Annotated in this window: 11 protein-coding genes, 1 other RNA gene and 1 pseudogene; 2 read left to right on the forward strand and 11 right to left on the reverse strand. The window is 61.9% G+C overall.

Annotated elements, in window-relative coordinates; translation table 11 throughout:
* Window positions 1–341 precede the first annotated feature (341 nt).
* Window positions 342–695, reverse strand: a transfer-messenger RNA (tmRNA) gene (ssrA, locus tag FJ404_09735).
* Window positions 696–1106: 411 nt separating this feature from the next.
* Here ssrA and FJ404_09740 point away from each other — a divergent pair.
* On the forward strand, window positions 1107–4043 hold the full coding sequence (locus tag FJ404_09740; GenBank protein MBM3823150.1) for a cytochrome C oxidase Cbb3: 2937 nt from the start codon (window positions 1107–1109) through the stop codon (window positions 4041–4043).
* A gap of 1 nt (window position 4044) precedes the next feature.
* Here FJ404_09740 and FJ404_09745 read toward each other — a convergent pair whose 3' ends face one another.
* A complete protein-coding gene (locus FJ404_09745; protein ID MBM3823151.1) occupies window positions 4045–5769 on the reverse strand; it encodes a glutamine--tRNA ligase/YqeY domain fusion protein in 1725 nt (574 codons plus the stop codon).
* A 569-nt stretch (window positions 5770–6338) separates the two neighbouring features.
* Here FJ404_09745 and rsgA point away from each other — a divergent pair.
* Window positions 6339–7526, forward strand: a complete 1188-nt coding sequence (gene rsgA, locus FJ404_09750) for a ribosome small subunit-dependent GTPase A (GenBank protein MBM3823152.1) — start codon at window positions 6339–6341, stop codon at window positions 7524–7526.
* A gap of 498 nt (window positions 7527–8024) precedes the next feature.
* Here rsgA and FJ404_09755 read toward each other — a convergent pair whose 3' ends face one another.
* The 9 genes and pseudogenes from FJ404_09755 to FJ404_09795 all read right to left on the reverse strand — a co-directional run bounded on the left by FJ404_09755 (window position 8025) and on the right by FJ404_09795 (window position 19952).
* Window positions 8025–8813: a hypothetical protein gene (locus FJ404_09755; protein ID MBM3823153.1), complete on the reverse strand. Its 789-nt coding sequence runs from the start codon at window positions 8811–8813 to the stop codon at window positions 8025–8027.
* Window positions 8814–8994: 181 nt separating this feature from the next.
* Window positions 8995–9381, reverse strand: a pseudogene (locus tag FJ404_09760) (hypothetical protein).
* Window positions 9382–9452: 71 nt separating this feature from the next.
* On the reverse strand, window positions 9453–10343 hold the full coding sequence (locus tag FJ404_09765; GenBank protein ID MBM3823154.1) for a bifunctional 5,10-methylenetetrahydrofolate dehydrogenase/5,10-methenyltetrahydrofolate cyclohydrolase: 891 nt from the start codon (window positions 10341–10343) through the stop codon (window positions 9453–9455).
* Between the two features lie 6 nt (window positions 10344–10349).
* On the reverse strand, window positions 10350–11417 hold the full coding sequence (locus FJ404_09770; GenBank protein MBM3823155.1) for a hypothetical protein: 1068 nt from the start codon (window positions 11415–11417) through the stop codon (window positions 10350–10352).
* Window positions 11414–12127, reverse strand: coding sequence for an rRNA pseudouridine synthase (locus FJ404_09775; protein MBM3823156.1), 714 nt, complete (start codon window positions 12125–12127; stop codon window positions 11414–11416). Before FJ404_09775 ends, FJ404_09770 begins: the two co-directional genes overlap by 4 nt.
* A 204-nt stretch (window positions 12128–12331) precedes the next feature.
* Window positions 12332–12484, reverse strand: coding sequence for a small basic protein (locus FJ404_09780; protein MBM3823157.1), 153 nt, complete (start codon window positions 12482–12484; stop codon window positions 12332–12334).
* A 669-nt stretch (window positions 12485–13153) separates the two neighbouring features.
* Window positions 13154–13798 carry an arylesterase gene (locus FJ404_09785; protein MBM3823158.1) on the reverse strand — a complete coding sequence of 215 codons (645 nt, stop codon included), beginning with the start codon at window positions 13796–13798 and terminating at the stop codon, window positions 13154–13156.
* Window positions 13799–13820: 22 nt separating this feature from the next.
* Window positions 13821–16025, reverse strand: coding sequence for an alpha-glucan family phosphorylase (gene glgP / locus FJ404_09790; protein ID MBM3823159.1), 2205 nt, complete (start codon window positions 16023–16025; stop codon window positions 13821–13823).
* 102 nt (window positions 16026–16127) lie between these two features.
* Entirely contained in the window at window positions 16128–19952 is a 3825-nt protein-coding gene (locus FJ404_09795; GenBank protein ID MBM3823160.1) for a DUF1080 domain-containing protein, read from the reverse strand.
* Window positions 19953–20933: the final 981 nt, after the last annotated feature.

Genomic DNA, 20933 nt, shown 5'->3' on the forward strand with positions numbered 1-20933 from the left:
AGGAGAGGGGTTGGCTGAGCATTCCCCTCTCTCCGGCTCTCTCCCCACTCGTGCCTCGCGGGGCGAGAGGGAAAGCGGTGTGATGCCCGTGCTCTGCAGGGTTGATTCATCTGCTTGTTGGGGTGGTGGGGCTGCGGCGTTGGTGAGGCCGCTTTGCGTCAGATGGCTTTCGCCGACGTGCCGGGTGGCGTGGGAACGACCACCGCCCGGCGTCTGGCGCGAAGGCCAGCGGTTTATTCATTCTCCTTGGAGCGGTCCGCGTAGGCTGGCTCCAGTCCGGCTTCGCCTCTGCGAGGCTACGCCGGGACAGGCTTCGTTCTCGCTCCGCTCCGAACGAAGCCTGGTGGAGGCGGCGGGAGTTGAACCCGCGTCCCTGACAGACGAACCAGCCGCGACTACATGCTTAGTCCGGGCAGATTCTCGGCTGATGGCTGGCGCCCGAACTCGAAGCCACCGACCCAGTCAGCATGAAATGTTTTCAGATGTCCACGCGCTGTCTCCGCGTCCATCCTAACCGACTGTTGCGTTCGTCCCCCGTAGCCGGTGTCCAGGGGCGAACGTCGCGACGGCTTTAGGCCGCGAGTGCCATTTCTTCGTTGGCTTATGATTTTTGGTCCGATGATTTACGAGGCCCACGAACCATCCTCGGCATGCCGCCTCTGGCGCGTTTCCCAGGTCGAAACCAGTACGCCCCCAGCTCAAGCGAGCAGCAACACTATGTAGCCAGACCCCCGCCAGGTCAACCCCGAGCCGCCGTTCTCATCTTGCCCCCGTGCATCCCAAAGTGGCCTGTCGTGTGGCGCAGGCTGCCCAGCCCGCCGTATCGCCGAAGGCCCGTCGGCCCGGCGGGTGAAGAACTAGGCCCTTCCACGCTCTCCACGCGCCGGGTTCCCTTCGTCGCCCCGCAGGCTGGGCAGCCTGCGAAACAGCAGACAGGGCTGTCTGCGTTACCAAGACAACCCGGTCACCGACAACCTGTGGAAGCACCGATCTTGCCCCAGAGCGCGGCGGGTCTTCGACCCAGCCGCGCTCCTCAAAATGAGAATGGCTGAACCCCGAGGGAATTTGCTCGCAGCCAGGGGGTTCACTGGTTAGTTCTGAAGTGGATGTTTCACCCCCAGGCACTCCTCGTTTATCTCCTTGGATTCGTCACGGCCGGATGCTCAACCGCAGCGCATGCTGAGACGGACGCCGTCCGTGCAGGCGAAGGGTTGAGAACCCAGGAGGACAAGGGCAAGTACGGCCGGCGAGTCACCCATGCTATCGAGGGATGGAAAGTTCTCGTCCACGAACGCCTGCCGGTCGAGGAGCCCGATGCCACCCGGAAGGCGCTCGAACTCCTCGGCGCTCAATTGAAGGAAATCACCCGGGTTGTTCCCGAACCGGCTCTCACCCGATTGCGCGAGGTGCAGTTGTGGATGTCGCCCGAGTATCCCGGATTCCGAGCGGGAGCCGAGTATCATCCGGACGCCGGGTGGTTGCGTGCGAATGGGCGGGACCCGGCAATGGCCAAGCAGGTGGAATTTTCCAGTGTGCGAAATTTCGAGGCCGAAACGCTGCGCATGCCGAATTTCGCTCTGCACGAACTCGCGCATGCGTTTCACGATCGGGTGCTGGAAGGAGGTTTTCAGAACGCGTCGATTCAATCTGCCTTCGAACGCGCCCAAGCCAGCAAATCCTACGAGCGGGTGGAAAGGTTCTTCGGCCCCGGCCGCGCCAATACTTTCGAGCGCGCTTACGCCATGAACACTCCGCAGGAGTATTTTGCAGAATCCACCGAAGCCTATTTCTCCAGAAACGACTTTTTTCCTTTCACACGGGAGGAATTGAAAAGGCATGACCCCGAGATGGAACGGTTGCTCGGACGGCTCTGGGCGCTTGCACCCGTTGTGAACACTCGCCCAGCCCCAGCCGCCGCAGCCTCGGCGGAGCCGCCCTACCAGCGCATGAATTTCGGTCCGGCCCTTTTCTGGACCTATCAAGTCGCTCCCGGGAACATCGCTCAAAAGGGGATTGCCGTCCGGCTCGATGTTGGTCCCGGAGGGGTGAGCAATGGAAAGGCGTGGATGATTTACGAGCACGACACGATGCGAGTCGCGGCGGCGACCACCGGGGCATTTGTCGATTGGAAAGGCATCGGTTTCGACGGCAGTCATGGCACTCACACGGGCTTGAGTGGTGACCGCCACTGGGTGAATCCCGACGCTCCCGGCTGGGCTTCCCCGGGAGGGAGTTGGGAGGATGCCCGCCTCGTTGGGCGGGACGGAAGGCGCTACGGACCCCTGCCGCGGGATTGGACTCGGTTCGAAGGTCTGTATCTGCATGGGAACCGCGTGGTGTTGTCCGCCAAGATTCATGGGGTCCGCGTCCTGGAGTCTCCCGATTGGATCGAGACATCACCGCAACCGGTCTTCACGCGCACGTTCAATGTGGGAGCCTGGTCAGGTTCCTTGCGGTTGAGAATCGCGCCCGACTCGGTGCGAGTGGTTTTGACTGGCGCCGGATCGCTGCGGCGGCAAGAAGGATTCTGGTTTGCAGACCTTCCCGGAGGCGCCAAAGCGCGACTTTGGATGACCCGAGGGGACGCCTTGACGCTTGACGCCTTGACGAAGTTGCCGGACGCCGAACGTGGATTCGACCTGGAACCCCTGACCAGGGGCGGTCCGGCTCAGGAGGCGACTGAAACCTTGACCACCTCGGAGCCGGCGAGAGGTTCGAGTCCCTTTGCCGTGGATGTGTTTCCGTTGCCCGTGGGGAATCCCTGGAGCAGTTGGATGCGTCCAGGAGGGTTTGATTTCACGCCGGATGGCCGGGCGGCCATGGTGGCGACATGGAATGGGGATGTGTGGCGTGTGGACGGGCTCACGGCTGAAGCTCCGGCTCCGCTGCGATGGCGGCGTGTGGCCCGCGGATTGTTCCAGCCGCTGGGGGTGAAGTTTCGGGGTGACGACTTGTTCGTGACCTGCCGGGATCAACTCGTTCGATTGAGGGATCTGAATGGCGACGGGGAGATGGATTTTTTGGAGAACTTCAACAGCGACCATCAAGTGACCGAGCACTTCCACGAGTTCGCCATGGGACTGCAGACTGATGCGGCGGGGAATTTCTACTACGCCAAGTCAGGTCGGCACGCCCTGGATTCGGTGGTGCCTCACCACGGCACGCTGCTTCGAGTGAGTGCGGACGGGATGGGAACGGTGATCCTTGCCACGGGATTTCGCGCGGCCAACGGGGTTTGCCTCAACGAGGACGGCACTTTCTTCGTGACGGATCAGGAGGGATTCTGGACGCCGAAGAACCGGATCAACCGCGTCAGGGCCGGTGGTTTTTATGGAAATATGTTCGGCTTCACCAGCGTCACGAACACTTCCGATACGGCGATGGAACCGCCGATGATCTGGGTGACCAACGCGAAGGATCGGAGTCCGGCCGAGCTCGTTTGGGTGCCGCCTGGAGTGTGGGGATCGCTGGGAGGTTCTTTGTTGGAATTGAGTTATGGAACGGGACGCATTTATGCGATCCCCCACGAGGAGGTGGAAGGGCATTGGCAAGGCGCGATCTGCGAACTGCCGATGCCGGCGTTTCCCACCGGTGTGATGAGGGGCCGGTTTGGACAAGACGGGGCACTCTACGCTTGCGGGCTGTTTGGGTGGGCGGGCAACGCGCCTGCTCCGGGTGGATTCTATCGCGTGCGCCGCGGCAGCCAACCCGCGCACGTGCCTCTCAAGGTTCACGCGAGGCAGGGGGGATTATCGATCACTTTCAGCGATGCTTTCGATCCGGCCAGTGTTCAGCCCGATGCGTTTGCCCTGAAAGTGTGGTCCCTGCGGCGCACGGCGAATTACGGGTCCAAACATTTTGACGAACGTTCGGTGGACATCACCGGAGCGAAGTTGGGGAAGGATGGGCGGGTGATTGAACTCAAGATTCCGGATTTGGCACCCACGCAATGCTACGAGCTCAAGATCCAGTTGAGCGGCGTGGATGGCGGCAAAGTGGATCGTTCCCTCCACGGGACGATCCATCGATTGTCACCGAAATGACTCAGCCTTTGTGGGCTTCTTTGGTCCAGGTGTCTTTGAGCGTGATCGTTCGATTGAACACGGGTCGGCCTTGATGAGTCTGCGCCGGATCGCGGAAGAAGTAGCCGAGGCGTTCGAACTGGCAGTAGGTTTCTTCACCCGCCTGGGCCAGGGAGGGTTCCACCCAGGCCTGGGTGGTTTCCAGCGAGGCGGGATTCAAGTGTTCCCGAAAATCCTGTCCCTCCGCGTCGGGCAGTTCGGCTTTGAAAAGGCGATCGTAGAGCCGGACTTCGGCGGGCGAGGCATGGGCAGCGCTGACCCAGTGGATCGTGCTTTTGACCTTGCGTCCCGCCGTCGGGCCGCCTGACTTGCTGCCGAGATCCGCCGAGCATCGAAGTTCCACCACGCGGCCTGCTGGGTCTTTCACCACCTCGTCGCAGCGAATGATATAAGCGTACTTCAGCCGCACCTCGCCGCCCGGGCGAAGGCGGAAAAACTTGGGAGGCGGATTCTCCATGAAATCGCCCTGTTCGATCCACAGTTCGCGCCCGAACGGCAGTTCGCGGGTGCCGGCGGCCGGATCCTCGGGATTGTTGATGGCGGACATCATTTCCGAGCGATCTTCCGGCCAATTCGTCAGGACCACCTTGAGCGGGCGCAGGACGGCCAGTCGTCGCACTGCCCGGGCGTTCAAGTCTTCGCGGATGCTGTGCTCGAACAGGGCGATGTCGGTGATGCTGTTGAATTTCGTGACCCCGATGCGGGCGCAGAAGTGGCGGATCGCGGAAGCCGGGACACCCCGGCGGCGGAGCCCGGCGAGGGTGGGCATGCGGGGATCGTCCCAGCCCGAGACGCGCTTCTCCTCCACGAGTTGCAACAGTTTGCGTTTGCTGGTGAGCGTGTAGCCCAAGCTCAAGCGCGCGAACTCGTATTGCCGGGGCATCGGACGGGGGACATTCAACTGGTCCAGGATCCAATCGTAGAGCGGACGATGGACCTCGAACTCGAGGGTGCAGATGGAATGGGTGATGCGCTCGACGCTGTCGCTCAAACAGTGGGCGTAGTCGTACATGGGATAAATGCACCAAGCCGCGCCCGTGCGGTGATGCTCCGCGTGGCGGATGCGGTAGAGGGCTGGATCCCGCAGATGAAGATTGGGCGAAGCCATGTCGATCTTCGCGCGCAATGTTTTGGCTCCGTCGGGGAATTCGCCCGCCTTCATCCGGCGGAACAAATCCAGGTTTTCGGCCACGGAACGATCGCGGTAGGGGCTGTCTTGACCGGGCCGGTCGGGAGCACCCCGGTGTTCGATCATTTTGTCCGGCGAAAGATCGCAGACGTAAGCCTTCCCGGCTTCGATGAGTCGCTCCGCGTAGTCATACAATCGTTGAAAATAGTCGGACGCGTAGAAGGGTTGTGGCATCGCTCCCTCGCTCTTGGCAAGGCCCAGCACTTGATCGGCCCAACCTTCGATCAGCCAACGGACATCCCGTGTGATGGATTCGACATACTCCGTGTCTTCGCGGGTTGGATTGGTGTCATCCATCCGCAAGTGGCAGAGGCCACCAAACTCCCGGGCGATGCCAAAATTGAGGCAGATTGATTTCGCGTGGCCGATGTGAAGGTAGCCGTTGGGCTCCGGGGGAAACCGCGTGCGGGGAGCTTGAAAACGCCCGGCCGCCAAGTCCGCGGCGACGATGGCTCGGATGAAGTCGGACGGCGCGGGTGAGGTGGGGGCGTCGGTCATGGGTGGAGTTTGGGGCGTGCCGGGAGGGCTGGCAAATCGGGAAATCCCAAGAACGCTTGCCCTGAACGGCCAAATTCCCGAAGGTCTCCCCGCCGGATGAGGACCGGGGGGCCCGCATCGAGCTCCGATCGAAGGCGAAGAAAACTAATGGGTGGCGCAACCGTAGCGGATAAAGGCCGCGATATAGACCACGGAAACACCGAGCATCGGCCAGGCGCCGAGTTTGCCTCCGTGGGACCAATGCCAGATCGACAGCACAAAGGCGGCCATGATAAAAAGATGAGCGAAGATCGCGGCGAACGCTTTCATCCCGGAAGTTTGCGATGGCTCCCGCCGTTGATCAAGTCCTCTCCCTTGGAAAACAGCAGTTCTCATTTTGCATGGAACAAGGTGGGGCGCGCACTCCGCAGCGCGCCGAGACCGGCTGTTTCCAAGAGCGGCGCGCTGCGGAGTGCGCGCCCTACCCGTCAAAATGAGAATTGCTTCTTGGAAAAAATGCACGGCGCTGGGCTCGCACATGGGTGGGTGCGCGACCGTCCCCGCGGTCGGTTGATGGGGGAACATGCTCAATGGGGTTCAGTTCAGTTCCTCTCCTGGACGCGCGGCCCGAAGCCACGGCTAAGGAACAATCCATCCGAGAAGGGACTACGCAGGACGCGGATTTTACGGATGGACCGAGGGTATCTTTCATGAGCGAGCCTCCGGCAGTCTTTGATTTGGCCGATTTGGGTTGGGACCAGCGGAGGAGCGAGGAATGGGCTTCGCATGCCGACAAAGGATGGGTGGCCGGGCGCGTGGCGACCGAAGGGAAGCACGCTTATCGAGTCGTCACGATGGATGGAGAGCGGGAAGCCGTTCTTCCGGGCAAGCTTTCCCGCCTTCCTTCCGCCGAACTGCCGAAAGTAGGCGACTGGGTGGGAGCCGAACGGTTGCCCGGCGAGGAGAAGCTTCGCATTCAAACGTTCCTCACTCGTCGCGCCAAACTCGTCCGTAAAGACGCTGGCAAGTCGGTTGAGGAGCAAGTGCTGGCCGCGAATGTCGATCTCGTCTTTGCGGTGCAACCTCTTGACGACCGTTTCAATCCACGACTGTTGGAACGGCATTTGGTGATGGCTCGAGAAGGCGGAGCGTGTCCGGTTGTGGTTTTGAACAAAGCCGACTTATGCCGCGACCTCAAAGGGGCCGAACAACTCGCCCGCGAGGCAGCGCCCGGTGTGGAGATCTTCACGGTCAGTGCCAAAACGAGATTGGGAATGGCTCGTCTGCGGCAAGCCCTCACGGCCGGGCAGACGGCCGTGTTTCTGGGTGCCTCCGGCGTGGGGAAGTCGAGTTTGGTGAATCGGCTTTACGGGGAGTCGGTGCAGGAGACGCGGGCGGTGCGTGACACCGATGGCAAGGGCAGGCACACGACCACCTCCCGGGAGTTGATCCTGCTGCCTGGAGGCGGTCTGGTGATCGACACTCCGGGGCTGCGGGAATTTCATCTTTGGTCGACGGCGGAAGGTTTGGCTCAATCATTTCAGGACATTCTCGAATGGGGCCGCGGATGCCGTTTTCGGGATTGTGCGCATGTCTCCGAGAATCCTTGCGCGGTCAAAGACGCGGTGGCCCGTGGACTCCTGGATCCGGCGCGTTATGCCAGCTACATCAAGTTGAGTGCGGAAGCGACGGCTGTTTCTCGCGATCGGCGGCCGCCCAAGCTCAAGGGTGGAAAACGCCCGCGGCCTGGGGAAGAGGATTGGCAGCACGAGGATTGATCCTACCGACGAACTTGATGCTCAAGTTCGTCGGGAGGTCTGAAGCTCAGGGATGAGCGGTCCGCCCCTTGCCCATGAAGCATCGGCGCTGGAGACCTGAAATCCGCACACCCCGGGTATGGGCACCGGGGACGCTGGCATCCCTCCGGGATGCACCGACTTGGGCGACCCGGTGGACCGGTGGTATCGTCGCTGCGCTTCTCAACCACCGGCTAATAGCTGGCAAGCCTCCGGCTTGCGACTGAGCCGCTTCACGTCACTCTGGTCTCACATCCCTTCTGCATCCGTCCCGCATCTCCCGCTCGGGGTCAGGATGTCTGAATCTGAAAACGGCAATGAATCAGCATCGATCTCTCGCAAGCTTTGACGTATCTCGACGCTGCTGAATTGCCGTTTTCAGGTTTAAGATTCGATCCGCGCCGGGGTGAAATTGAGTGAGTTCTGCGCCCCAGGCCCTTGCCCTGGGACAAACCGCGGAACAGGGACGACATTTCCGGTCTAGGCGGGGGAGAAAGGGTTGCCTTTTGAATTCGAATTCAGCTTGGGCAAATGCAGGGGGGCGAAGGCCACGTAGATCCAGCCGATGGGGAAATGCAGGGCAAAAGCGATCAGCAAAGCGATCAAGGGGATCCAGCGCAGGCCGTAGAGTGCGATGGCGCCGGTCAGAAAAAGTGCACCGGGGAGCAGGGCTGCCGCCGTGAGTTTGAGAGCTCCAGAAGCGTCGCAATGTCGATCAAAATAGAACGCGATAAAGCGAGCTCCCGGGGCGTAAACCAGCATGAGTGAAACCCACGAAATCCCCAGAAAAATCATCGTTCCACTCGCGATTCCGGCCAGGAGCAGCGGCTGGAACGAGGTCCACCAAGCCAGAGTTTGCACCGGATCCAGGGGCATATTCAGCTGGTGCCGCGGTGGAAGGTCGAGGAATCCGAGCAGGGAACGCAGCCGGTCCGAATGACGTCCGATTTCCCACTGAAAATCCGCCGCCTGTCCGGTGTCGCCCTCCGGGTCGAGATTCAGGATCATGGCGAACCAGGCATTTTCGCCGAGCAGCTTTGAACCTGCAGCGGGCCAGTGAAGGCGGCCTGATTGCAAAGCGGCACCCGGAGGGATGGCACCGATGGACTGACGCACGACAGGGAAGATCCGGGCGTGGCAGAACCAAGCGACCAGCACTGCGCAACCGAGCGCGACGGCGAACTGGGCGGCCCACAGTCTGAACCAGGACGCGACGGCGAACTGGGCCGTCCCGCCGACCGTGAGCGGTTGCGGGAATCGCGGCTTCATGAGGGAATTTCAGCGTCCGGCATGACGTCTCGTTCGGCGACCTCGACGAGAGCCCACGCCGCAGCGAAGGCCGCCTTTCGCACTCCGTGCCGTGAGCCCCTCGTCGCGAACTCCGTCAGGAGCTCTGGGCGGGCGGCTCAGTGGCCGGAGCGGACGCGGCGGCCCCTGGAGCGGGCGGTGTCAGTGTCAAAGGCAAAGGATAACGCAGTTTCATGACGTCATCCACCAGGACCTCCACATAGTAAGTTCCCGCCGCCTTGAATTCGACTTGGCCGAAGACGCTGACGTTGGTCGAGTTATGGGCGATATCCTGCAGCGCGAATTTTACCTGGCTCTTGCGCAAGACGGTGGTTTGGTCGGCAGCGATCAGGCGGACTGATTCGGTGAACTGCCCGACCCCTGCCGTCCAGCGGTTGAACACGCAGATTTTGAAAGCGGTGATTGGGACTTGAGGGACGCGCACGAACGCGACCACGCCGAGGATGATAAAGTTGCCGCTGGCTTCCTGGCGGACATCTTCGCACAGGAGGGAGCACTGCAGGTCAGGGAGAATGCGGGCGGGTTGCATGGGGAGACTTGGAATCGGTTGGGTCTGATTTCAGTTGTTGCAGTGATGGAACGAAAAAGGGGTTGCCGGCATCAACCGGCGCCTGCCAGCTCCGCGGCGCGCACGGTGTTGCGCATGAGCATCGCGATCGTCATCGGCCCCACGCCTCCAGGATTGGGCGTGATTTTTCCCGCGATTTGGCGGACGGCCTCAAAATCGACGTCCCCCACCAGGCGCGTGCCACTCTTGGCCGAGGGATCCGCGATGCGGTTGACCCCCACATCGATGACGACGGCGCCCGGCTTGACCATGGCGGCGGTAACGAATCGAGGGACCCCCATGGCGGCGATCAGGATATCGGCGCGGCGAGTGTGATCGGTCAAGTCGCGCGTTCGGGAGTGACAGAGGGTGACCGTGGCGTCGGCGTGGACGTCTTTTTGAATGAGCATTGCCGCCATGGGTTTTCCCACAATATTGCCGCGGCCCAGAATCACCACGTGCGAGCCCGGAATTTCCACCTCCGAGCGAACGAGCAACTCCAGGACCCCTGCCGGGGTGCAGGGCCTGAATCCGTCGCGTTCCCCCAGCATGAGACGTCCGACGTTTTCCGGGTGGAAGCCATCGACATCCTTCCGAGGCGAGACAGAGGCGTAGACTCTTTCCGACACGCTGGGCGGGGGGAGAGGCGCCTGGACGAGGATGCCATGCACGGAACGGTCCCGATTGAGGTCATGGATGCGCCGGAGCAGTTCTGCTTCGGAGGTCGTGGCTGGCAGAACGATGGTTTGGGAGGCGATGCCGAGTTTGGCGCTCGCCTGTTCCTTCATGCCCACATAAACCTTCGAGGCGGGGTCTTCGCCTACACGGATGAAAACCAATCCTGGCACGATACCGCGTGCGATCAGCCCTTGGGCACGCTGGGCGGACTCTTCCAGGATTTGGCCGGCAATCGCCCGTCCGTCGATGAGTTGAGCTTCCGGCACGGTTAATCAGGGCACGATTCTAAGATCTTCGACGTCAATGATCGGGGTGTTGGGCCAGCGGCGATCCACGAGTTCTTCGCCGGTGACAAGCAGTTTGCGGCCGACGAAATCTTTGAGGGTGATACCGAGTTTATGGGTGACCAGGAAGTTGATCACGCGACCCGACTCTTCGCTGACGAGCTGGTAGTCGTCCGGCGCTTGGATGTTGCGCGCCTTTTTCACGATGCCTTCACGGGAAATCACGCGTTTCGGGGGCGGCTCCTCGTTTGAAGGGCTTGGGCGTGCGGAAGTGACTGGCGGTTCGGCGGGGGCAAGATTCGTGGGCTCGGGTTTCGGAGGAGATAAGGTTGCGGTTGCTGCCACCGGAGTTTCGGGGGCCGGAGGCGGGGTCGGCGCCTTCACACTTTCCGTCGAGGGTGGGTTGGAATTGGAAGCAGGCGGTACCGCCGGTTTCGCCACATCGGGGGCGCTGGACAAATCCCTTACGGGCAGCGGCGTCTGGATCGTTACGGGTGGCGGGGCTTTGGTATTGGGAGCTGAGGCGACGGGAGGAACACTGGCCGGCGGATGCATGGGGGCGGCCCCGCGGGTGATCAAATCGGCGGCGACGAAACCGAACGTGTTGGTGGGGGCTTCGATCTCCATCCAGTCTCCGACGGTGCGGATCTCTTTCAGGACCGCGCCTTTATCGACCGTGCCTAGAATGCTGTAGTTTTCGCCGACGCCTCCGCGGATGTTCAATTTCCGGACGGTGACCGACTTGGAGGCCGGATCGACGTGGGAAGCGTTGACCCAGACCGGCGTGTTGGCGGGCATGCGGATCTTGAGCCAGGCCGGGGGTGTGCCGGTTTCCTGCTTGGCCCCTGCGGCTGCGGCTTCGTCAAGGATGACCACCGATTCACCCTTGCTCAATTGGGTGATCACCTCGCTCTGCAGCGAGGCTTTGCCTCGCACGTTGACGCGATCTGCGCGTACCGAGCCGAGGTCCGATGCGTTTTGCGCCTGCAGCCCCGCTGCCAGGAGGGCTAAACAGGCACGGCCGAGGATTCGCCGCCAAAAGGGAGACGATGTCATACGGTTGCCAGTAAAGTTTTTATCTCGGGCGCTGTCAATGTCCTCCAGCGCCCCGGTTTCAGTGAAGCCAGCTTGATGGAACCGATTTGGAGGCGGACGAGGCGAAGCACTTCGTGTCCCAGGACTTCCATCATGCGCCGCACTTCATGGTTTTTGCCTTCGGTGATGACAATTTCAAGCACGCTCACGGAGTTGCTCGATGAGATCAAGCGTGCGAAGGCCGCTTTCAGGCGCTCGCCCTCGTGTTCGACGCCCTGCCGGAGTCGGCCCAGTCCGTCGGGATGGAAGCGTCCGGCGACTGTGACCACGTACGTTTTCCGGACCTGATAGCGTGGATGCGTCTGCCGCAGGCAAAAATCCCCGTCGTTGGTCAGGAAAATCAAACCTTCACTCTCCCGGTCCAGGCGGCCGACGGGATAGACATTACTCCATTCGGCCGGGAGGAGATCCATGATGCTTGGACGTCCTTCCGGGTCTTTCCTGGTGCAGAGCACGCCTTTCGGTTTGTGCAGCGCCAGGTAGATCTTGCGCTTGATTTTGACGGGATCGCCATCCACGGCAATCCGGTCACGCTCCGGGTCCGCCTTTGCCCCGAGTTGGCTGACGGCCTTGCCGTTGACCGTGACTCGTCCCGCGGTGATGAATTGCTCCGCGGCTCGCCTGGAAGCGATGCCGGCGTCGGCGAGAATCTTTTGCAGTCGGATCAAGATATGGGGGAGGTGAGGTTCCGAAGAGGAACGATGACGTCCTCACCCGGTGAACATACCTGAAGTCAACCCGGTTGGGGAAACCTTTTTGGAAAGGACTCAAGAGCCTTGACTGCGCAAGGCTTGGGAGCAGGTAAGGATTGAAGCCGTCAGGAGGACTTCTCCACCAGCTCCGGAGCGTTCCGGAAGGATGCGAATGGGGGCGGACTACTCGGGCTTCGTTTTGCGAAGGCCCGTAACCCGTTCGCCATCCTTGTACTGGCCGCGTTTGCGCAGGAGTTCGACGCGCTCGAAGCGCTTCAACACGTTTCGTTTTGCGCCCATGCTGCTGGACGCCCGGAGGCTGCGATGCTGTGACATAGCTGAATGCGTCCGCGGCTGGCTGTCCCATGACCTTGATCGGCCTGGGAACGCCCCCGCGAAAGGTGGGTGGTTCTAGCAAACATCCCGGGGAATGCAACCGGTTATTTTTATGGTTGCAGTAAAGCGGTGCCTCCAGAGGTGGTCGGTGACCGGGTTGTCGTGGTCACGCCGACAGCCCTGTCTGCAGTGGCGCAGGCTGCCCAGCCTGCGGGGCGACGAAGGAAACTAGCCCGCATAGTTATGCACGGGACGCCCGGTGAGGACACCGGGCCTACAAACACAGAGGCAGGCGTGATGGTAGGCCGCGTGCCCTCACGCGGCAAACTGTAGCGGATTCAAGCTCAGTATGAATGATCCGGGCCAGGCGCGTGGAGAGCATGGAAGGGCATCGTTCTTCATCCGCCGGGCCGCCGGGCCGTCGGCGATACGGCAGGCCTGGGCAGCCTGCGCCACACGACCGACCACTTCGGTATCCACGGCCCGTAAAGCAGGGCATCCACAGGTTGTCGGTGATGCGCGCGGCAGCGCCGTGAACGGCGCGCCCCGACAACCAGCGGATGCACCGCCAGTCAAGAGGGAACGGTTTGCGATGAGGATTCTGAAGCGATCGAACGGGAAAAGAAGCTCTGGAAATCGAGGATGAGGTCGGAAGCCGATGATTTCCTGTCAGATCTGGGAGTCCTTCCTCAACACGCCTTCCAAGACTTTCCAGATATTCCCGGCCAGGATCTCTTGACCCTCCGCCGTAGGATGGATGCGGTCGGGTTGGTTGAGTTCTGGCACCCCGCCGACACCTTCAAGTAGGAAAGGCACGAGATCGACCCGATGTTTTGCCGCCAATTCCGGATAGATCACGCGGAAAGCTTCGGTGAAGGCGTCCCCCATGTTGGGAGGCATTTGCATGCCGGCCAGGACAATTCGAATCTTGGGGTACTTGCCTTTCGCTTTCTCAATCATCTTTTCAAGGTTGGCGCGGGTCGTGGCAGGTTGGATCCCGCGTAGTCCGTCGTTACCTCCCAACTCGATGAGAAGCACATGAATCTCCCGGCGCAACAGCCAATCCAGCCGTCTTAATCCTCCCGCTGTGGTGTCGCCGCTGACTCCGGCATTGATCACTTCGAAGGCGAGGCCCGCGGCATCCGCTCTCCGCTGGAGCAGCGCGGGGAACGCCTGGGCAGGATCGAGTCCGTATCCGGCCGCCAGACTGTCTCCCAGGACCAGCACGGTTCGTTTGGCCGGCGGAGCATCGGGGGTGGACCAAGCTGTCGTGATGAAGCCCGCCAGCGCCCCGGCGAAGGTTCTGCGTTTCATCAGCGGAATCTTCACGGTCCGGCTACGCCTGGGGCGCGTAGAGTTTCTGGGTGTATTCCTGAACCATGCGCCACGTGTTGTACTGCGGCACGAGGGTGACCATGGCGCGCCGGATCTTCTTGATCCACTGCCTGGGCAGGCCTGCGGCGTCACGATTGAAAAAGCAGGGGATCACGTCCTCGGTCAAGGCACGGTAAAGGTTTTCGCTGTCGCGGCGGTCCTGTTCTTCCACGGACGCTGGATGGCTGTCGTCGCCGATGGCGAAACCGTTCGTGCCGTCGTAGCCCTCGCGCCACCAGCCGTCCAGGATGCTGAGATTCAAGCAGCCGTGGCAGCCTGCCTTCATCCCGCTGGTGCCCGACGCTTCGAGCGGGCGGCGGGGGTTGTTGAGCCAGACGTCGCAGCCGGACACCATCTGGCGGGCGACGTGGATGTCGTAGTTCTCGATGAACACCAAATGCCCCTTGAGCTCGCTGAATTTCGAGAGGTGGATGATGTGCTGGATGAAGCGCTTGCCTTCATCGTCGCGCGGGTGTGCTTTGCCGGCGAAAATGAATTGCACGGGGCGCTGATCGTCTCGGGTGAGTTTGATGATGTTCTCGAATTGTTGAAAGATCAGCGGCGCTCGTTTGTAGGTCGCGAATCGCCTCGCAAAACCGATCGTCAAAGCATCGGTGCGCAGCAAGCCGTCGAACTCGATAAAGTCGCGGCTGCTGACGCGCTGACCCTGGAGGAGCAGACGCCGCCGGCAGAACTCCACCAGTTCGCGGCGCAGTCGGTAGCGCAAAGCCCAGAGTTCTTCGTCCGAGACGAAGTTCGGATCGGCCAGTTTCAGCCAGAATTCGGGCTGATTGACTTTCTCCTCCCATGGGATCTCGGGTTTGCGAAGCCAAAAGCTGGTGGTTTCGCCGAGCAAAGCCGAGGGGGTGTCGGACGGGGGCACGACAGACAACTTGCGCCGCCAGAACCGCCGCATGGGCCCCTTCATCCAGCCCATCAAATGAATGCCATTCGTCACGTGGCCAATGGGCACCTGCTCCGACGGGACTCCGTAGAGGCTGGTCCACATGTCGCGGCTCACTTTTCCGTGCAGTTCGCTCACCCCGTTTGCGGCGCGGGAGCACCGCAGGGCGAGCACGGTCATGCAGAAAGGCTCGTGCTCGTCGGCGGGATGCACGCGTCCGAGCCCCATGAGTTCCTGATGGCTCAGTCCGAGTTGGCTGGAGAATTTCTGGCCGGCATAAAGCATCAAGTCGGAGCTGAAACGATCATGGCCGGCCTCCACCGGAGTGTGCGTGGTGAAGAGGCAATGGCGCCTTGTGGCTTCGAAGGCTTCGGCGAAGACTTTGCCCTCGGCGATTTTCTCGCGGATGAGTTCGAGGGTGAGGAACGCCGCGTGGCCCTCGTTCATGTGATAGACGGACGGCACCACCCCGAGAGCCCGCAACAACCGGACACCTCCCACGCCCAGCAGCATTTCCTGCATGATGCGGGTGCCGCTGTCCCCTCCGTAGACCCGCAAGGTCAGGTCTCGGTAATGGGGTTCGTTTTCCGGGCGGTTCGTGTCGAGGAGATAGACCGGACAACGTCCCACATTGACTCTCCAGGCTTGAAAGTAAACCTGGCTCATGGCAATGCGCACCGAGCACACCAGGGGTTCGCCGCGCGCGTTCAGGACGGGGTCAAGAGGCAGGTTCCTCGGGTTCAGCAGAGTGTAATACTCCGTCTGCCAGTTGTTTTGATCGATGGATTGTTGGAAATAGCCTTCCCGGTAGAAGAGGCTGATGCCGACCAGGCCCAATCCGAGGTCGCTTGCCGATTTGGCATGATCCCCGGCGAGCACGCCCAAGCCTCCCGCCGAGATGGAAAGTGTTTCATGGAAACCGAATTCGGCCGAAAAATACGCGATCGGATTCTTTCGGAACTGCGGCGCTTCCTTCCCGGCCCAGGTATCCGTGGCGTTCAAGTAATCCTCGAACGACCTGAGCACTTCTTTCACCCGCCTCGCGAATTCCTGGTCTTGCAGCCGCGCGCGCAGTTCCTGTTCCGGCACCTCGTGCAGGACCGCGACCGCGTTGTGATAAAGATTCTGCCATCCCCTCGGCGACAGTTCTTGAAAGATTTCCTGGGATTCCTGGTTCCAAGTCCACCAAAGATTCTTCGCCAGCCGGTTCAATCCCAGAATGAGATGGCTGACTTCGTCACTGCTTAACGGGGGCGTCGTGATGTTCATGAATCGAGATCGACCGATCGCCCGAAGAGCTTAATCGCGCGTGCCCGGGCGCGGGCAACGGAAGTTACGTGCCGTGCCGGGGGCCAGCAAACAAATTCAGCGAACCCAAACGTTCCGAATCTGCACGCCACCCCGCCGCACCTCCAGGCGCACGGCGCTCCCACGCCAAACCGAGGGCCCGGCGGCTTCCCGTACGACGGGATCACCATTGACTTCCACGGTCCACCGTTCTCCGTTCCGCAGCAGACGGGTGAGGTTCCAGTCGCCCAACGGACGGTCGGCGTTCCGTTCCGGAGGCGTCAAGCCCTCGAGTCCGCCACTGCCGCCGGGAGCGGATTCAAGTTGGAGCCGCAGCCCTCCGCTGCCTCCTAACCCCAAGCTGGCCGCGCCGGCGTCCAAGTGGCGTCGAATGTCGAGCCCATCCTGCCGTTCAACCCAGGCCGGAGGTTGCGGGAGTCTCCATTCAACGAGGATTTCCTCGCCCGCGAATGGTTTCACGGATTCCAGGACCGCGCCGTTGCCTTCGCCGATCAGGAGCCCGTCGCGACGCGACCATGCGCCGGACACGTTCTTCCACCCATCCAAACTGCTCTCCTTCAACCACGCCATTCCTCCCGTCCCCGCAGACTCTCTGGTGCGCAGCAGCCGAGGGTCCGTTTGGCGCGAGGCCACGAATGCCACGAGATCACGGAATTCCTCCAAGCCAAGCCCGGCATGCAATCCGTCGGGCATCAGTGATTTTTCACTGGTACGCCGGTTGACAATGTTCACCCGGGGGATGGTGTGGGTGCGGCCCGAGGCATCGACGAGCGTGACCCCGTCCCCGGTATCCGCCTTTAAGGCTCCCGCGATTTCCTCGCCGTCCCGGGTTTCGACGATGACTTGTTGGTATCCCTCGCGAACCGCGCGACTGGGGTCCAACAAGCTTTCGATGAGTTGCGCTTTCGAAAACTGAGATCCGGCCAGCGTCAAGTCGGGTCCTGCCGTTCCGCCGACCCCCGCCAGTGCGTGGCACCGGACACAGGCGACGCCACTCTCGTCAAAAAAGAGCCGCTGACCGGCGAGAAGATCTCCGCCCTCCGCCAAGGCTGCCTTGGTAAATTCCTCCGGACCCGGAGTGGCAGGGGTCGAAGCAAAGAAAGGATGCGCCAATGCGGCCGCGTCTCCGGCAAAGATGGTTTTCAGTTCGGCCATCACAGGTCCGGAGAGCATTCCCGCTTTCGGCGCGAGTTCCTGGAGCAACGAAGCGCGAAGGGGTTGCATCGACTTGCGGACTTTTTCCCGCAGGGCGGGATCGGCCGAGGCTAATGCCTCGAGGTGCGCGGGCAGTGCGCGGATGTCGGAAAAGCGGGCCAGGGCCAGCCGGGCGGGCGTTTTCCATTCCGTCATGGCCCAAGCTTCCAAGAGCGGTGGGATTGCCAGCGGATGCGCCAATTGCCCCAGTGCGTTCACCGCCGCCAGCCGCTCTCGATCGTTGCCGGAACGAAATCGTTCCTTGAGCACCGGGATCGCGTTGGACCCCCCCGCCTTGGCCAAGGCCTCGATCGCAGCGAGCCGAACCTCTTCCCGGGGATGTTGGATGGCGCGAATGAGGGTCCCGGTCGAGGATGCCAGGCCGAGACTCCCCAAGGCGCGGGTCGATGCCACGCGGACGGCGTCTGTGTGCGCGGGACGGTCCAGCATCGCTTCCAACGCTTCCCGGTACTCCGCCCGGGGTTGACGGGTCACGCCCCCGATCAATTGCAACCATTCGGATTCCTGCAATGCAGTTGATCCTAACAGGCCCGTGATCCAGCGCGCGGTTCCCGCGGAACTCAATTCGAGCAGTCCCGCCACCGCGGCCGTCCGAACTCTAGGCTCCGGATCGGACTGGGCGAGCCGGCTCAATTCGGCGGCCGATGCCTCGTCCCTCGCGTCCCCCAAGCCGGTTGCCGCGAGCTCGCGAATTGCGGGTTCCTCGTCGTCTAAATACTTCCTCAGAGCTTCAAGAATGGCCGGGGTTTCCGACCAGCGCTCCGTTTTTCGAGGTGTGGGCGCCTTCGCCGGATGATACGCCCACCATTCGCCTTTCCAGGGCGCCGGCTGATGGGAGAGCGTCGCCAGCAGGCGCACGGACTCGATTCGCGCGGGCGCGGAGACCCTGGTCGATGCCAAGTCGAGCAACACCTTGGCCAGTTCCGCCTGGTAAACCTCGCGCATCGCGAACGCAACGCCTTCACGGACCTTTTCCCGAGCATCGGAAAACCCGCGGGCGATGGTCTTCCAACTCTCAGGATGCAGTGTCCCGATGCGCTGCAAAGCGCGGAACGCCGCGTGTCGCAAGAACAAGTCCCCGTCCGCCAGCGATTCCACCAAGAACGGAATAGCCTCGGTCGACCCGATTCTGCCCAGCGCCGTGGCAGCTTGGAACCGGACCGATACGTCGGCACGGCCTTGGACCAGCGCACTCGAGAGCAAGGGAACCGCTTCGCTCATCCGTCGATTCCCCAGTTGACGCGCCATTTGCCGCGCGACGACGGCGTTGGTCTCGTGGAGGAGCTCGGTCCAATGCGAACGCAACACCCGGCCGTGTTCGATGGTGTCCAGCGCCCATAAGGCGTGGATCCGTGCCTGCGGGCTGAAATTTCGATCCAACACCACGCTCTTAAGCGCGTCCGCCGCGGACGCCCCTTGCCGGGACAAGCTGCGTTGTGCGGTCAACCGAACCGCATGGGAGGGGTGGGTGAGGGCCGTGATCAGTTCGAGGGTGGGAACCGTCCGGGTTTCACCCATTGCCAGCGGACGCCACCAATCCGGCCGGGGAGCGGCGGGTTCGGGCGACTCGCGCACGAGCCGCCACAGCCTGCCGACGGTGGCCTGAGCCTTCACATCGCGGTGCTGCCAGTCACAGATGAAAAGAGATCGTCCGTCGGAGGAAAACGCGATACCGACCGGACGAAAATCCTCAGGGATTTCCTGGAAGAGATCCTGATGTCGCGCGACTCGAAACGTGGCTCCATGGCGCTCCAGGGCCACGCGCGTGACCTGGCGTTTGCCGAAGTCGGCTTGGAAGAGATGGCCCCTGAATTCGAATGGCCAGCCGTCCTCGAGGGCCACCTCCACTCCCGTGGCGGCGCCTGCTCCAAAGTCATGCATCATCCAGAGCGTGTAAGGACGCTGCGGAATGAAATCGTGGGGATATCCATAAAACCCGCCATCGATCATATGCGTCAGGCGTCCCATCCACTGATGCTCGTCCGTGTTGTCGTAGGTGAACAGTTCGTCCTCGGCGTCGCGGCCCATGTCCAGGATGTTGCGCACACCCGTGGAAAAGATTTCCAGTTCCGTGCCGTCCGGACGCATCCTCAGAATGCCTCCTCCTTTCAGGTTCACCACCGAACCATCCCTTCCCCGGCATTGGTAGAGTCCCTTGTCTCCCACCGCGACGTAGAAACGTCCGTCCAGGCCGAGCCTGAAGTTGGCGGGCACGTGGTCATTCCAATCGAGCGCCCATGGATTGGGCAGCGTGGATTCAATGAGGTCGAACGGTTCTCGTCCCTCCCCATGTACGTCGCGGAAACGGGTGAAGCGCGGATTGTGGAGGACGTAGAGATGTCCTTCCAGATATTGCATGCCGAACACCGCGTGCAAGTTCGTGGCGAACACCGTGACGCGGCCGTCAGGGAAAAAGGTCAAGATGCGGCCCTGCCGGGAGTCCGGCGGAGCTTTGATATCCATTGGATCTTCGGCGACGAAGAAGCGGCCGTCGGGCGCCGCGCACACCACGCTGGGGTGCTGCACCCGCGGGGCTTCTGCGATCAGTTCGATGCGCCAGCCTGGCAGTGGAACCGGGGCTGTCGGCGCCGCATGAGCCTGGGTCGGAGCGTCACGAAGCACTCCGCACCAAGAGATCAACAGTCCGAGCCGGAGCAACAGGTTCATGGGACCGCGATCAAGCCGGGAATGCGCGGGCCTGTGAAGCTCAAAGTCGTTTCAGATTCGGACGCTTCAGCGGAGCGTGGCGTTTACGCCGCAACAAGGTGTGTCTTCAAAGGGGCATGGCAGGTTCAACGGGCAAGGTTGCTGCCAGGGCGAAGGCATCCACCCAGGGCGGGCCATGGAGTGGGAGGAGATCGCCGCGGCAGATTGGCGCGAGCGGAAGCGCCGTGAACGGCGCGGTCCGGGCGGCGGCGGAGCGCGGCGTTTACGCCGCATCCGGGTCTACGTGCAAGCGGGTGAGGCGCGTTCGAGGCGGTTGGTTTGGCGCGCGAGCGAACGGTTGCACCGTTGGCAGGCGGCGCGTCCGGAGGGACTCGGTGCGGGCGGGTTTGCGAGGGCTGAAGCGCCGTGAACGGCGCGGTCCGACAACTTGCGGATGCACCGAAGGTGTAGCCTGCATGACCAAACAAAGGCGGAAGCGTAATGGCCGGGTAAGTCGCGAAATCCTGAACCGGTTGAGCAGAGTTGCCTCAGCAGAGGGGAGGCTCTCTCGGGGGCACAAAGACACAGTGAGAAGGGATACGAAGCCCGTCGCTCTCACGGGGTCACTGGATTACGCACATACTTCCCCATCTTCGTGGCTCCGGGAGGTGCCTTTCTTTTCCTTGTGACTGACGTCCTGTGCAGGCTGAGAATTCCCCTCTCTCTGGCTCTCTCCCCACTCGTGCCTCGCGGGGCGAGAGGGAAAGCGATGTGATGCCCGTGCGATGCGAACGTCTTACGGGCACCACGAACGAGCTCTGTTCCGTCCTCTGCGTCCTTCGCGGCCTCTGGGTGGGGAAAAGCAAGTTGCAGAAGTGAATAGGCTCGCGCAGAGACGCAGCGGGCGTGGAGTGATGGAAAAGCCCTCGATCCGTCCCCCGGGGCGTTTTGAATTCCTGTCCCTGAGTATTTCGAGGATGTGGCATGGGTGCCGTGCATCCC

Source organism: Verrucomicrobiota bacterium (assembly GCA_016871495.1).
GTDB lineage: Bacteria > Verrucomicrobiota > Verrucomicrobiia > Limisphaerales > VHDF01 > VHDF01.

What these genes read in the sequence shown, in the direction of transcription:
- FJ404_09785 (MBM3823158.1), bottom strand. Translation starts at nt 13,798, where the DNA reads ATGAAACGCAGAACCTTCGCCGGGGCGCTGGCGGGCTTCATCACGACA.
- FJ404_09745 (MBM3823151.1), bottom strand. Translation starts at nt 5,769, where the DNA reads ATGACCGACGCCCCCACCTCACCCGCGCCGTCCGACTTCATCCGAGCC.
- FJ404_09780 (MBM3823157.1), bottom strand. Translation starts at nt 12,484, where the DNA reads ATGTCACAGCATCGCAGCCTCCGGGCGTCCAGCAGCATGGGCGCAAAA.
- rsgA (MBM3823152.1), top strand. Translation starts at nt 6,339, where the DNA reads ATGGGGTTCAGTTCAGTTCCTCTCCTGGACGCGCGGCCCGAAGCCACG.
- FJ404_09755 (MBM3823153.1), bottom strand. Translation starts at nt 8,813, where the DNA reads ATGAAGCCGCGATTCCCGCAACCGCTCACGGTCGGCGGGACGGCCCAG.
- FJ404_09740 (MBM3823150.1), top strand. Translation starts at nt 1,107, where the DNA reads ATGTTTCACCCCCAGGCACTCCTCGTTTATCTCCTTGGATTCGTCACG.
- FJ404_09795 (MBM3823160.1), bottom strand. Translation starts at nt 19,952, where the DNA reads ATGAACCTGTTGCTCCGGCTCGGACTGTTGATCTCTTGGTGCGGAGTG.
- FJ404_09770 (MBM3823155.1), bottom strand. Translation starts at nt 11,417, where the DNA reads ATGACATCGTCTCCCTTTTGGCGGCGAATCCTCGGCCGTGCCTGTTTA.